The 13,357-nt window shown below is 72.7% G+C and carries 11 protein-coding genes; 6 read left to right on the forward strand and 5 right to left on the reverse strand.

Annotated elements, in window-relative coordinates; all coding sequences use genetic code 11:
• Nucleotides 1-140: 140 nt before the first annotated feature.
• Nucleotides 141-1,946: a 3-hydroxyacyl-CoA dehydrogenase family protein gene (locus FNH09_RS19260; protein WP_152889574.1), complete on the reverse strand. Its 1,806-nt coding sequence runs from the start codon at nt 1,944-1,946 to the stop codon at nt 141-143.
• A gap of 419 nt (nt 1,947-2,365) precedes the next feature.
• Here FNH09_RS19260 and FNH09_RS19265 point away from each other — a divergent pair, with 419 nt between their 5' ends.
• Nucleotides 2,366-2,944, forward strand: a complete 579-nt coding sequence (locus tag FNH09_RS19265; protein WP_152889576.1) for an adenylosuccinate lyase — start codon at nt 2,366-2,368, stop codon at nt 2,942-2,944.
• Nucleotides 2,945-2,970: 26 nt separating this feature from the next.
• On the opposite strand, the gene FNH09_RS19270 is transcribed toward FNH09_RS19265, so the two are convergent.
• The 4 genes from FNH09_RS19270 to FNH09_RS19285 all read right to left on the reverse strand — a co-directional run bounded on the left by FNH09_RS19270 (nt 2,971) and on the right by FNH09_RS19285 (nt 5,968).
• Nucleotides 2,971-3,495: a GNAT family N-acetyltransferase gene (locus FNH09_RS19270; RefSeq protein WP_162468794.1), complete on the reverse strand. Its 525-nt coding sequence runs from the start codon at nt 3,493-3,495 to the stop codon at nt 2,971-2,973.
• A complete protein-coding gene (locus FNH09_RS19275; RefSeq protein WP_152889578.1) occupies nt 3,492-3,890 on the reverse strand; it encodes a RidA family protein in 399 nt (132 codons plus the stop codon). The genes FNH09_RS19270 and FNH09_RS19275 overlap by 4 nt, the downstream gene beginning before the upstream one ends.
• Before the next feature lie 129 nt (nt 3,891-4,019).
• On the reverse strand, nt 4,020-5,597 hold the full coding sequence (locus tag FNH09_RS19280) for an alpha/beta hydrolase (protein ID WP_152889580.1): 1,578 nt from the start codon (nt 5,595-5,597) through the stop codon (nt 4,020-4,022).
• 164 nt (nt 5,598-5,761) lie between these two features.
• Nucleotides 5,762-5,968 (reverse strand): hypothetical protein, encoded by a 207-nt coding sequence (locus tag FNH09_RS19285; protein WP_152889582.1) that lies wholly within the window; start codon nt 5,966-5,968, stop codon nt 5,762-5,764.
• A gap of 267 nt (nt 5,969-6,235) precedes the next feature.
• On the opposite strand from FNH09_RS19285, the gene FNH09_RS19290 reads away from it, so the two are divergent.
• The 5 genes from FNH09_RS19290 (at nt 6,236) to FNH09_RS19310 (ending at nt 13,300) form a co-directional block, all read left to right on the forward strand.
• Nucleotides 6,236-6,679: an SRPBCC family protein gene (locus FNH09_RS19290; protein WP_152889584.1), complete on the forward strand. Its 444-nt coding sequence runs from the start codon at nt 6,236-6,238 to the stop codon at nt 6,677-6,679.
• A 209-nt stretch (nt 6,680-6,888) separates the two neighbouring features.
• Complete coding sequence (locus tag FNH09_RS19295; protein WP_162468795.1) at nt 6,889-9,297, forward strand: DHA2 family efflux MFS transporter permease subunit; 2,409 nt, start codon at nt 6,889-6,891, stop codon at nt 9,295-9,297.
• 149 nt (nt 9,298-9,446) lie between these two features.
• Complete coding sequence (locus tag FNH09_RS19300; protein WP_152889586.1) at nt 9,447-11,906, forward strand: ATP-binding SpoIIE family protein phosphatase; 2,460 nt, start codon at nt 9,447-9,449, stop codon at nt 11,904-11,906.
• A 195-nt stretch (nt 11,907-12,101) separates the two neighbouring features.
• Complete coding sequence (locus tag FNH09_RS19305; RefSeq protein WP_152889588.1) at nt 12,102-12,827, forward strand: class I SAM-dependent methyltransferase; 726 nt, start codon at nt 12,102-12,104, stop codon at nt 12,825-12,827.
• A 125-nt stretch (nt 12,828-12,952) separates the two neighbouring features.
• Nucleotides 12,953-13,300, forward strand: a complete 348-nt coding sequence (locus tag FNH09_RS19310; protein ID WP_152889590.1) for a DoxX family protein — start codon at nt 12,953-12,955, stop codon at nt 13,298-13,300.
• Nucleotides 13,301-13,357 lie beyond the last annotated feature (57 nt).

The raw sequence follows: 13,357 nt of genomic DNA on the forward strand, positions 1-13,357 counted from the left end.
GCGCAGCTCGGTGCGCAGGTCCGGGGTTTCCCCCGCCCTGGACGGGCGGGGGAGGGTCGAGCCGGCCGGACCGCCCGAATCCACCCGGATCGAGCAGTCCGCCCCAGTCCGTGCCCGACCGGAACCAGTCGCCGGGACGCTCAGCGGCGGGCATATTCGCGGAATCCCCGGCCCGTCTTGCGGCCGAGGCAGCCCGCGGCCACCAGGTGCTCCAGGAGGGGGGCGGGGGCCAGGCCGGGGTCGCGGAACTCGCGGTGCAGGACCTTCTCGATGGCCAGCGAGACATCCAGGCCGACGACGTCCAGCAGCTCGAAGGGGCCCATCGGGTAGCCGCCGCCCAGCTTCATCGCCGCGTCGATGTCGTCCAGGGACGCGTAGTGCTCCTGCACCATCTTGATCGCGTTGTTCAGGTACGGGAAGAGCAGCGCGTTCACGATGAAGCCGGCCCGGTCGCCGCAGTCGACGGCGTGCTTCTTGATCCGGACACAGACCTCGCGGACCGTCGCGTGGACGTCGTCCGAGGTCAGGACCGTACGCACGACCTCGACCAGCTTCATCGCCGGGGCCGGGTTGAAGAAGTGCATGCCGATCACGTCCTGCGGACGCGTGGTCGCCCGTGCGCACGCGACGACCGGCAGCGAGGACGTGGTGGTGGCCAGCACCGCGCCCGGCTTGCAGACCTTGTCCAGCGTCGCGAACAGCTGCCGCTTGACCTCCAGGTCCTCGGCGACGGCCTCGACGGCCAGGTCCACGTCCGCGAAGGCGTCGTAGGAGCCCGCCGCGGTGATCAGGTCCAGGGTCTCCGCGGCGGCCTCGGCGCTCATCCGGCCCTTGTCGACGGAGCGCGCGAGCGACTTGCCGATCCGGGCCTTGGCCGCCTGCGCCTTCTCCTCGCTGCGGGCCGCCAGCACGACCGCGTAACCGGCCTTCGCGAAGACCTCGGCGATACCGGAGGCCATCGTCCCGGAACCGGCCACGCCGACGGAGCGCACCTGGCGGCCGGGCGTGAGCTCGGCGCCCTCCAGCGGCGTCAGCGCGTCCCGCACGACCGTGGCGCTGCCGGGGGCGTCGTAGGTGTAGAAGCCGCGGCCCGACTTGCGGCCCGTCAGACCGGCCTCGCTGAGCTGCTTGAGGATCGGCGCGGGGGCGTGCAGCCGGTCACGGGACTCGGCGTACATGGCGTCCAGGACCGTGCGCGCGGTGTCGACGCCGATCAGGTCCAGCAGGGCCAGCGGGCCCATGGGCAGTCCGCAGCCCAGCCGCATCGCCGCGTCGATGTCCTCGCGGGAGGCGTACTTCGCCTCGTACATCGCGGCCGCCTGGTTGAGGTAGCCGAACAGCAGCCCGTCCGCGAGGAACCCGGGCCGGTCGCCGACGGCGACGGGCTCCTTGCCGAGATCGACCGCCAGGTCCGTGACGGCGGCGACCGCCTGCGGCGCGGTCAGCACCGAGGAGACGACCTCGACCAGCTTCATCGCCGGGGCCGGGTTGAAGAAGTGCAGACCGAGCACGCGCTCGGGGCGGGCCGAGTCGGCGGCCAGCCGGGTCACCGACAGCGCGTTGGTGCCGGTGGCCAGGATCGTCTCCGGGCGCACGATGCCGTCCAGCTCGCGCAGGACCTGGTGCTTGATCTCGTACGACTCCGGAACCACCTCGATGACCAGGTCGGCGTCGGCGGCGGCCCGCAGGTCGCCGGAGGTGCGGACCCGGGCGAGGACGTCCGTGCGCTCCTGCTCGGTCAGCCGGCCGCGCTGCACGGCACGGGCGGTCGAGGACTCCAGGGCCGCGACGGCCAGCGCGGCCTGCGACTCGCTGACGTCGATACCGATGACCTCACGGCCGGCCTTGGCCAGGACTTCGGCGATGCCGGTGCCCATGGTGCCGAGGCCGACGACGGCAATGGTCTTCAGGGGGGACAGGGAGGTGTCGGACAGGGGAGTGGCCATCGCGGGACTCCTGGAGAGAGGGTGACGACTGGGAGCGCGCCCGGCCGCGCCACGAGAGGCGCACCGGGTGCGAGGAGTGCGGGTGTTGGCGGGCTGCATGCGCACACGCCCGGTGCCGACGCTGGGGGTCTCCGCCCGGACGGAACCGGGAGCGGGGAGGGCGCGCACACGCCCGTGCAGCGAACGGCGGGAACCGACCGGCCCTGTCCCGGAGCCGGGTCGTACAGCGGTACACGAGGCACCGAACCGACCACACTCGAACCGGCTGCGTCACCAGGCCGGCACGAGGAGAAACGCGAGTGGGTGAACTCGCTCGTCTGAGCTTAACCCGTGAGTAACGAGCGCGCCAGCCCCTGATTTTGTGACCTGCGAACCGGGAGCCGCACGGTGCGCCCGGGGTCGGCCCTAGTCTCGACCCCATGGACGAAGAGTTGCGATCACTCACGGAGCGCATACGGCAGGAGTCGGGCGGACCGGCCGACTGCGAACGGCTGGCGGCGACCGGGGATCACGACGCGCTCGCGGAGGTGCTCACCGCCCCCGGGCAGCCCCTGTGGGCCAGGGAACTGGCCGCGTTCCGGCTGGGGTTGGCCGGCGACCGGCGTGCCTTCGAGACGCTCGTCCTGCTGCTCAACCATCGCGACCCCGAGCGCTGCGTCTCGGCCGCGTACGCGCTGGCCCGGCTCGGCGACCCCCGTACCGCCCGCGCGGCGGCCGCCCTCGCCACCAACGAACTGCGCGTGGCCTACGCCCTGCACCCGGTCCGGCTGCTCGTCGAACTGGACGCCCCCGAGTCCGTACCCGCACTGATCACCGTGCTGCGCCGCCGGTTGCGCTCCCCGCACGACCCGTACCGCCGGGTGGCCCTCGCCTGTGTGGAGGGGCTGGGGGAGCTGGGCGACGTCCGCGCCCGGCCCGTGCTCGACGAGGCCCTCGCCCACCCGGCGCTGGCGGAGTCGGCGGTGCGCGCGCTGGCGCGGATCCCGCGCGGCGGGTGAGGTCCCCGGTCCGGCCCTCGCGGCCGTCAGGCCGTCAGTTCCCGGGTGTAGCGCACCTCGGGGACCTTCAGCCCGCCCGCCTCGAACGGCTCCTCGGCGCCGTCGGCACGAAAGCCCGCCCGCTCGTAGAAGCGCCGGGCGCTGGTGTTCTCCTTCAGCACCCACAGGAACATGCGGGGGTGCCCGGCGGCCGTGCGCAGCCGGACCGACTCGGCCAGCAGCGCGCGGCCGACGCCGCCGCCGTAGTGCCCGGGGTGGACGTAGATCGCGTACAACTCGGCGTCCTCGGTGCGCACTTCGCCGTCCCGGTACGGTCCGTGCGCCGCCCAGCCGACGAGCTCGCCGTCCCGTTCGGCGACCAGGTTCCCCACCCGGCCGTCACCTCGGGTGAACCAGGTGCGGCGCCGCTCGGCGTCCGCGGCCGCGCTCAGGCCGTCGAGGTAGGCCTGCGGCATGAGGCCCCGGTACGCGCTCTGCCAGCCCCGGACGCGGATCTCGGAGACCTGGTCGCAGTCGGCGAACTCCATGTCCCGGACGACGAGTGCGCTCACGCGTCCACCACGGCGAACGCCTCGATCTCCATCAGGAACTCGGGCCGCACCAGCGCGGCCACCTGCACGGCCGAGGCGGCCGGGAGCCGGTCGTCGGGGATGTGCTCGGCGCGGGCCGCGCGGATCGCGGGCATCTGGGCCATGTCCGTGACGAAGTAGGTGAGTTTGACGACGTCGTCGAAGGTCGCTCCGGCCGCCGCCAGACAGTGCCGCAGGTTCCGGAAGATCTGGCGGGCCTGGGCCGTCGCGTCGCCCGCGCCGACGAGCGTCCCGTCCTCGTCGAGCGCGACCTGGCCGGAGACCGCGACGAGCCGGCCGGTGGCGGTGACGACATGGCTGTACTGCGCCGCGGGGGCGACCCCGTCGGGAGCGGCGATCCTGGTCGGTTCACTCATGCGTCCATCCTGGACCATCCCACTCCCGACGCCTTCGACGGGCTCCCACCCGCCCGGCCACACGGTTCGGCCCGCCCGGTCCGCCGTGTGCGGCGGACCGGGCGGGCCGGGGGTGGGCGGACCTGCCGGTCAGCCGCGGTAGCCGAGCAGGCCGTGCAGGGCCGAGCCGCGTGCCGAGGTGGAGGCCGCCTTCGAGGTGAGCGGCTTCGGGTCGGGCACGGTCTTGCACACCGCGTCGGCCTCGCCGCGGCCGCGCGGCACCGTGCCGTCGGTCAGGTAGGCCGCCAGGTGCTTGTCGAGGCAGGTGTTCCCGCTCAGCGTGACACCGTGGTTCCCGCCGCCCTGCTCCACCACCAGGCTGGAACGGGCCAGCAGTCGGTGGACCGTCACACCGCCCTGGTAGGGGGTGGCCGCGTCGTCCGTCGCCTGGAACAGCAGGGCCGGCGGCAGCTGGCTGTTGGCGATGTTCACCGGCTGCCGGGAGCGCGTCGGCCAGAACGCGCACGGCGCGTTGTACCAGGCGTTGTTCCAGGCCATGAACGGTGCCTGCTCGGCGACCTCCCAGGTGTCCTTGCGCCACTGGTTCCAGTCGCGCGGCCAGGAGGTGTCCCGGCACTGTACCGAGGTGTAGACGCTGTAGCCGTTGTCACCGGAGGCGTCGACGGCGGCGAAGTTCTGGTACGCCTCGACCAGCGGATCGGGGTCGTGCTTCACCACGTACGCCGAGAACGCCTCGGCGAGGTAGGGCCAGTAGCCGTTGTAGTAGCCGCCGGGCATGAAGGTGTCCTCCAGCTCGGAGGCCCCCACCTTGCGGTCGGCCGGCTTCTTCGCCAGCGCCGCCCGCATCGCGTACCACTTGGCCTCGACCTGGTCCGGGTCGGTGCCGAGCTTGTACGTCTTGTCGTACTTGGCGATCCAGCTCATCAGCGCCCGGTGGCGGTCGTTGAAGGCGTGGTCCTGGCCGAGGTTGTCGTCGTACCAGACCCCGGTGGGGTCGACGATGGAGTCGAGGACCAGGCGGCGGACGTGCCCCGGGAAGAGCTTGGCGTACACGGCGCCGAGATAGGTGCCGTACGAGTAGCCGAAGTAGTTCAGCTTCCGGGCGCCCAGGGCCTGCCGGATGGAGTCCATGTCCCGTACGGCGCTGACGGTGTCGATGTACGGCAGCACGCTCGCGTACTTCTTGCCGCAGGCGGCGGCGAACGCCTTGGCGCGGTTCAGGTTGGCCCGCTCCAGGGCCGGGGTGCTCGGCACTGTGTCGGGGCGTACCGGCTTGAAGTGACCGGGGTTGCAGTCGAGGGCGGGCTTGCTCGCGCCGACCCCGCGCGGGTCGAACCCGATCACGTCGTACTGCGCCGCCACCGCCTTGGGCAGCGAGGACGCGACGAACCCGGCGAGCGTGAGCCCGCTGCCGCCGGGGCCGCCGGGGTTGACCAGCAGGGGGCCCTGGTACTTCTTCGCGGTGTGCGGGACCCGGGACAGCGCGAGCGAGATCTGCCGGCCCCGCGGATTCGCGTGGTCGAGCGGCACCTTGAGGGACGCGCACTGGAGCGTCGGGTAGTCGGTCGTGCCGCACTTCTTCCAGGTGACCTTGGCGGCGTGGACGGATCCCGCGGTCGGCGACGGGCTCGCGTCGGCGGGCACGGCTGTGAGCGTTCCGGCCATGACGACGGCGGCACCGCACAGCACGGCTGCGCGTTTTCTCATGTGGAGTGCTCCCGGGACGGAGGGGGGTTGGACCGCGAGGTTCACGATCCACGCCGCATCGTCCCGGAGATTACGCTCGGAAGAACGCGTTATCGCAATAGTTGACCCGATTGGTCCGCCTGATGCCCTCGAACGCCGTGGGGCGCCGGGGAGCGGACGAGGCGTCAGCAGGCGTCGGACAGGCGCCTGCTCGTGCGTTCGCGCAGCAGCAGCCACTGCTCGGCCGCGGCGCCGTGACCGGGGTGCCCGCTCTCGCCCTGGAGCAGCGCGGCGTAGGCTGCCTTCCCCGCTTCCCTTCGGGGCGGTTCCAGGCTCGGGATCGTCCTCGCCATGCCTTTCCAGGCGTTGTCTGCGTCCGGTGTGCTGAGCATCGAACCTCTCCGGCCGAATCGGGTCACCGAGAAGTGCACGGAGGTGGGCGGGTGCGGTGGCGGTTCGCCGTGCGCGGGCCCACGGGTGACACCTCCTCGTCGGCGTCGCCCCCAGATTAGAACACGTGTTCCCGTGATCGTGCGAGTGCCAATCCCGATCGCCTCGTGCGCGCTGTTCGATCACTTCCGCGACCCCGATTTGGGCGGCCGGGGACCGGGGTGGTTGGCTTGCTCCAACCCCGAGAACTCAGCTGCTGGAGGATGCAAATGGCGCAGGTCGAGGCCACCACGGAGCGGGTCGTCGCGGCGAACGCGGAGAACGTGTTCGACGCCCTTGCCGACTACAGCGGCACGCGCGGCAAGCTCCTGCCCGAACACTTCAGCGAGTACGAGGTGCGCGAGGGCGGCGACGGAGAGGGCACCCTCGTCCACTGGAAGCTCCAGGCCACCAGCAAGCGGGTGCGTGACTGCCTGCTGGAGGTCAGCGAGCCGACCGACGGCGAACTCGTCGAGCGGGACCGCAACTCCTCCATGGTCACCACCTGGCGGGTCACCCCGGCCGGCGAGGGCTCCTGCCGGGTCGTCGTGACCACCACCTGGAAGGGCGCCGGCGGCATCGGCGGCTTCTTCGAGAAGACCTTCGCGCCCAAGGGTCTCGGCCGGATCTACGACGCGATCCTCGCCAACCTCGCCGCGGAGATGGAGAAGTAGGCTCCTCGGGAGCCGATTCGGGTCCGATTCGGGTCCGATTCGGGAGCCGGCTCGGGAGTCAAGAAGTCGGATCCGTGGGGGCGTTGCCTCCCTCACCGGTTCGGGTGGATCTCCTCGACGGTCGCCGCCGCGCCGTAACTCGTCGCGCTTGCCCGCAGTTGTCGCTTTAAGCGGCAATTGCTCAGCGGGTGCGACGAGGGGAGCGGTACGTGGGCGGGATCACTCTGGTGAAGGACGGCCCGGTGACGGCGCCCCCGGACACCCCCGCCGCCGGCCCCGCCGCGGCCGCCGGACCCGCTCCGCGCCGGGTGCGCCTGATCTTCTGCGCGCTGATGCTCGCGCTGCTGCTGGCCGCCCTGGAGCAGATGATCGTCGCCACCGCGCTCCCGAAGATCGTCGGCGAGCTGCACGGCCTGGACCGGATGTCCTGGGCGATCACCGCATATCTGCTCACCTCCACGATCGGACTGCCCGTCTACGGCAAGCTCGGCGACCTCCTCGGCCGCAAGGGCGTCTTCCAGTTCGCGATCGTCGTCTTCGTCGTCGGCTCCGCGCTGGCCGGCCGCGCGCAGAACATGGACCAGCTGATCGCCTTCCGCGCCGTGCAGGGCGTCGGCGCCGGCGGGCTCATGATCGGCGTGCAGGCGATCATCGCGGACATCGTGCCGCCCCGGCAGCGCGGCCGGTTCATGGGCCTGATCGGAGCGGCCTTCGGACTGGCCTCGGTGGCGGGCCCGCTGCTCGGCGGCTACTTCACCGACCACCTCTCCTGGCGGTGGTGCTTCTACGTCAACGTCCCCTTCGGCCTGCTGACGCTCGCCGTCGTCACCGTCGTCCTCCAACTGCCCAGGCCCGACGTCCGGCCGCGCTTCGACGTCCTCGGCGCCCTGCTGCTCGCCGCGGCCTCCACCTGCCTGGTCCTGCTGACCAGTTGGGGCGGCACCGAGTACGCGTGGGGCTCACGTGTCATCCTCGGCCTCGGCGCCGGCGCGGTCGTGGCCACCGCCCTGTTCCTGCTCACCGAGCACCGTGCCGTCGAACCCCTCCTGCCGCTGCGGCTGTTGCGGGACCCCGTCTTCAACGTCACCGCCCTGGTCGGCCTGGTCGTCGGCGTCGCCCTGTTCGGCGCCGCGAGCTATCTGCCGACCTTCCTCCAGATGGTCGACGGCGCGAGCGCCACCGAGTCCGGGCTGCTCATGCTGCCCATGATGGGCGGCATCGTCGTCGCCTCCATCGTCTCCGGGCAGCTCATCAGCCGCACCGGCCGCTACCGGATCTACCCCGTCCTCGGCGGCGCGCTCTCCGCCCTCGGCATGTGGCTGCTGTCCCGGCTGGAGGTCGACACGCCCCGGCTGCACTACAGCATCTGGATGGCCGTCCTGGGCGCCGGTATCGGCATGGTGATGCCGGTACTGGTCCTTGCCGTGCAGAACTCCGTGCGCCCCGCCGACCTCGGCACCGCCACCAGCGCCAACAACTACTTCCGGCAGATCGGCGGCAGCGTCGGCGCGGCGGTCTTCGGCACCCTCTTCGCCGACCGGCTCGCCGACGCCCTCGCGCGGCGCCTGCCCGCCCGTGCGGGCGCCCGGCTGCCCGACCCGGAGTCCCTCACCCCGCAGCTCGTCCACGCGCTGCCCCCGGCGCTGCGCGACGCCTACATCCGGGCCTACGCCGACGCCATGCCGCGGATCTTCCTGTACCTGGTGCCGGTGCTCGTCCTCGGCCTGCTCATCGCCTGCTTCCTCAAGGAGACCCCCCTGTTGACCAGCGCAGCCTCCCACCAGACCCCCGCGAACGGCGCGGCACCGGAGTCCACCCGGGTGAACGCCGCCGTCCCGCACGCCCGTTCGCCCCACACCGCGGGCATCCCCGTCTGCGGCACCGTGCAGCACCCCGACGGCACCGCCGTCCCCAGGGCCGCCCTCACCCTCATCGACGTCTCCGGGGCACAGATCGGCCGGGGCGCCAGCGGCGAGGACGGACGGTACGCCCTGTCCACGCCGGGCAGCGGATCGTACGTCCTGATCGCCGCCGCGGGCGGGCACCAGCCGCAGGCAGTCTCGGTGACCGTCGGCGAACGCCCCGTCGAGCTGGACGTCGTCCTGGGCGGCGCCGGACGCCTCGCGGGCGCCGTGCTCACCGCGGACGGCACCCCTGTCCGGGACGCCGCGGTCACCCTCACCAACGTCCACGGCGAGGTCGTCGGCACCACCCGCAGCGGGCGCGACGGCGGCTATGTCATCACCGAGCTGGTGGCCGGCGAGTACACCCTCGCCGCCAGCGCGCCCGCCTTCCGTCCGGCCGCCCTGCCCGTCAGCGTCCAGGCCTCGCGCGAGACCCGCCAGGACGTCGAACTCGCGGGCGGCGCCGTGCTGCGCGGCACCGTGCGGGCGGGCGGCGGCCGGGTGGTCGAGGACGCGCGGGTGACCCTGCTCGACGCGGCGGGCAACGTCGTCGACACCCTCACCACCGGGCCCGACGGGACGTTCCGGTTCGTCGACCTGTCCTCCGGCGAGTACACCGTGATCGCGGCCGGATACCCGCCCGTGGCCACCGTGCTGCACATGGCGGGCGGCGGGCGCACCGAACGCGACCTCCAGCTCGGCCACGAGGACTGACCCGGCCCCGGACGGGGCGCGGACCTGCGCGCCGGCGCGGTGCGGTGGAACGAATTCCAGAATTGCCGCACATCCCCGGCGGCCGCCCCCGTACGGTGGAGGATGGCGGCACAGATCTTGCGGAGCCGTGGGGAGAGAGGGCCTGGACCATGTCCCGTGGCACCGACCGTGGCACCGACCTCGGCACCGAGAGGGGCGCACCTCCCGCGGGTCACGTCGCGGCCGGGCGCGTTCCGCTGGCCGTGGTCGTCGTGGACCGCAACGGTCTGGTCTCGCACTGGAGCAGGGGCGCCCGCCGGTTGTTCGGCGCGCCCAAGGAGGAGGCGATCGGGCGACCCGCCCTCGATCTGCTCCCGGTCTCCGGCGCCCTCCCCGAGAACGACGCCCTCCCCGCGTTCGACGGGTACACGGCGGACGACGGCCTCGGCCCCGACCTGGAGTCCTCGCTCGACGGCCGGCTGTCCTACCCGGCCGCCGGACGCGCCCGCCTCAGCGTGCCCGAGCGCGACCGCGTCGACGTGCTGTGGTGGGCGTACCCGCTGGTGGGCCCCGGCACCGAGCGGCTGCTGGTGCTGGCAGCCGACGCGGACGGACTGCGCCCGGACGAGGCCGGCCCCGACACGGACCTCGAGCGCATCGCACCCGCCTTCGCCCTGCACACCGACTTCCCCGGCGCCGACGAGCTCGCCCGGAGGCTGCCCGAGATCCTGCCCAGCATGAGCGTCGGCGAAGGCGCCCGGATCGTCGCCCAGGTACTCGAACTGGGATATCCGATCCTGGAGTTCAGCCAGAACGACCGGGTGCCCGTCACCCCCGACTGGGGTGTGCCCCGGCGTGCCGAGCGCAGGGCACGGCGTGAGCGGGCCGCCCGTGCGCTGGCGCAGGGCCTGCCCCTGCCCGCGGACTCCGCCGACGAGGTCGAGGACCTGGAGTACGCGGCCGTCCGCGAACGCCTGGAGTTCCTCACCGAGGTCAGCGGCAGGATCGGCACGTCCCTCGACCTGGCGAGGACCATCACCGAGGTCAGCAGGGCCGTCGTGCCCCGCTTCACCGACGTCGCCGGCACCTATCTGCGCGAACAGGTCGTCGCGGGCGAGGGATTCCCGGACGGCGTCCCCGACACGACGACCATGTGGCACCGGGTGGCCCTGGAACACACCGACGAACCCGGCCGCTGGGACGACGTGGTGCCGGTCGGCGAGGCCATGCCGTTCCCGGCGCACACCCCGTTCTTCCAGTGCATGACCAGCGGGCAGCCGGTGCTGGTGCCGCGGATCAGCGAGCAGATGGGGCACGCGATCGCCGCGCAGTTCGAGAAGCGCGACATCCGCCCGCTGATCACCGGCCGTTCGATGCTGGTCGTCCCGCTGAAGGCACGCGACGTCGTGCTCGGCTTCATGATCCTGCTGCGTCACCCCGAGCGCGTCGAGTTCAACGACATGGACCGGGTCACCGGCGCCGAACTCGCCGCCCGTGCGGGCCTGGTGCTCGACAACGCGCGCATGTACACCTACCAGGAGTCCGTCGCCGAGACCCTCCAGGACAGCATGCTGCCGCACATCCCGCCGCGCATGGCGGGCTGCGACATCGCCACCCGCTATCTGCCCGGCACCCTGCTGGGGCGGATCGGCGGCGACTGGTTCGACTCCGTGAAGCTGCCCGGTGCCCGCACCGCGCTGGTCGTCGGCGACGTCATGGGCCACGGCCTCAACTCGGCCGCGATGATGGGCCAGTTGCGTACCGCCGTACAGACCATGGCCGCTCTCGACCTGCCGCCCGAGCAGCTGCTGCGCAACCTCGACGACCTCGCCCAGCGGCTCGGCGACGGTTACCTCGCGACCTGTCTGTACGCCGTCTACGACCCCGTCGCGGGCGAACTGCACCTCGCCAACGCGGGCCACATCCCGCCCGTCCTGGTCCGCGCCGGGAACGGGCGCAGCGAGCTGCTCGATCTGCCCACCGGTGCGCCGATCGGTGTCGGCGGGGTCCCCTTCGAGTCGGTGCGCGTCCGCGTGGAGCCCGGTGACCGGCTGGTGATGTGCACCGACGGGCTGGTGGAGATGCGCGGCGAGGACATCGGCGTGGGGCTGGCGACGCTCTGCGAGTCCGCCGCCCATCCGGCGGCCTCCATGGACGACGCCTGCGACACGATCATCCGCGCCCTGAACACCCGCGGCGGCCGCAAGGACGACGTGGCCCTGCTGATGGCCCGGCTCAACGGCATCGCTCCCGACAAGGTCGCCGAATGGCGGCTCGGCCTCGACCCGGCCGAGGTCCGCCGGGCCCGCGCGGCGGTCCGCGAGCAGCTGCACGACTGGGGCCTGTCCCGGCAGGCCGACCAGGCCGAGCTGCTGGTCGGCGAGCTCGTCACCAACGCCGTACGCCACTCCCACGGCCGGCCGGTCGTCCTGCGCCTGGTGTACGGGGAGACGCTGCTGTGCGAGGTGGACGACGACGACCACGACCTGCCGACCCTGCTCAGCGCGGGTCCGGACGACGAGCGCGGGCGTGGACTGCGCGTGGTGAGCGCGCTGGCCCGCGAATGGGGCACCAGCCGCAGGGGCGCGGGCAAGACCGTCTGGTTCGAACTGACCCTGCCCCGCCGCTGAACCGGCCCTGTCCTGCGCTGCCTTGCCCTGTCCTGCGCTGCCGTCGAGCGGGCGCGGCCGGTGTGCGCCGGCGTACGCGGTCTCGAACGTGGCGTGAAGGAACGGTCACCGCACTTGTCGCCGTGCCCCGGGAGCGATAGACCGTACCGGCCCGTCACTTATGGCGGATCGGCCTCGCATCCTGGGGAGTTGGGCATGAGCGTGACGAGTCGGTACCGAGAGGCCTGGGAAGGGTTCTGGCGCGAGGCCTCCGACGAACCGGGAGCCGTGTTCTGGGATGCCGAGCCCACGATCACGGTCGGTCCCCAACTCGCCTTCTTCGAACCGTATCTGACCGATCCCGGGCTGCCCCTGGTGGACCTCGGCTGCGGCAACGGCACCCAGACCAGGTTCCTCGCCGACCGCTTCCCGCAGGTCGTCGGCGCCGACCTGGCCCCCGCGGCCCTGGAGCACGCCCGTCGCGCGGACCCGGCCGGCCGGGCGTCGTACCGGCTGCTCGACGCCTCGGACAAGAGGGGGACGGAGTCGCTCCACGCCGAACTCGGCGACGTCAACGTCTATATGCGCGGCGTGCTGCACCAGTGCGAGCCCGACGGCCGGCAGTCCCTGGTGGACGGGATCGCCGAACTGGTCGGGGAGCGCGGCCGGGTGTTCCTGGTCGAGCCGGCGGAGGCGGCGGGCGCCGTGCTGGGCGGCCTGGCGCAGGACCCGTCGGGCCCGCCGCCGAAGCTCGCGCCGATCTTCCGGCACGGCATCGCCCCCATGAGGATGACGGACGACGCGGCACCCGGCCATCTGGCCGCGGCCGGCCTCACCGTCCTCGCGAGCGGCGAACTCCCCCTTTTCACCACCGAGTTCATGCCGGACGGCACCCGGGTCGAGCTGCCGTCGCAGTGGCTGGTGGCGGGCCGGGCCGTGTGACCACCGTCACCCGGCGGGGTGGCCCTCCTCCTGTCACACTCCCGGCCCACGCGGAGTCAGTGGGGTGACGGAAGTTGCGGAAGCCGCCCGGACCCGTACCGGGCGCCACCGATGAGGAGCCTGCCATGTCCCCCGCGTATGTCGTCGTCACCGTTCTGGGAGCCGCCATGGCGGGCTTCTCCGCCGCCTCGCTCCTGCTGAGGGTGGCCTGGGTGGTCGAGCCGCTGACGCAGTACGGGGTGCCCCGCTCGTGGTGGACCCCGCTGGGCCTCGCCAAGGCCGCGGGAGCGGTCGGTCTGCTGGCGGGTCTGCTCGTGCGGCCGCTCGGCGTGCTGGCCGGGATCGGCCTGGTGCTGTACTTCGCCGGGGCGGTGGTCACCGTGGTCCGGGCCCGCTGGTTCTCGCACGTGCCGTTCCCCCTGCTGTACGCGGCTCCGGCGGCCGCGTCCGTCGTACTGGCCCTGACGGCCTGAACGCCAGAACACACGCGCGCCCCTGGGCCTTTGGCCCCCGGGCCCCGGCCCCTGGCC

Source organism: Streptomyces adustus, assembly GCF_009377175.1.
GTDB lineage: Bacteria > Actinomycetota > Actinomycetes > Streptomycetales > Streptomycetaceae > Streptomyces > Streptomyces adustus.

Excerpts from the sequence above, each read along its gene's own strand:
- FNH09_RS19260 (WP_152889574.1), bottom strand. The coding sequence starts at position 1,946 with ATGGCCACTCCCCTGTCCGACACCTCCCTGTCCCCCCTGAAGACCATT.
- FNH09_RS19265 (WP_152889576.1), top strand. The coding sequence starts at position 2,366 with ATGGACGAAGAGTTGCGATCACTCACGGAGCGCATACGGCAGGAGTCG.
- FNH09_RS19275 (WP_152889578.1), bottom strand. The coding sequence starts at position 3,890 with ATGAGTGAACCGACCAGGATCGCCGCTCCCGACGGGGTCGCCCCCGCG.
- FNH09_RS19280 (WP_152889580.1), bottom strand. The coding sequence starts at position 5,597 with ATGAGAAAACGCGCAGCCGTGCTGTGCGGTGCCGCCGTCGTCATGGCC.
- FNH09_RS19285 (WP_152889582.1), bottom strand. The coding sequence starts at position 5,968 with ATGCTCAGCACACCGGACGCAGACAACGCCTGGAAAGGCATGGCGAGG.
- FNH09_RS19290 (WP_152889584.1), top strand. The coding sequence starts at position 6,236 with ATGGCGCAGGTCGAGGCCACCACGGAGCGGGTCGTCGCGGCGAACGCG.
- FNH09_RS19300 (WP_152889586.1), top strand. The coding sequence starts at position 9,447 with ATGTCCCGTGGCACCGACCGTGGCACCGACCTCGGCACCGAGAGGGGC.
- FNH09_RS19305 (WP_152889588.1), top strand. The coding sequence starts at position 12,102 with ATGAGCGTGACGAGTCGGTACCGAGAGGCCTGGGAAGGGTTCTGGCGC.
- FNH09_RS19310 (WP_152889590.1), top strand. The coding sequence starts at position 12,953 with ATGTCCCCCGCGTATGTCGTCGTCACCGTTCTGGGAGCCGCCATGGCG.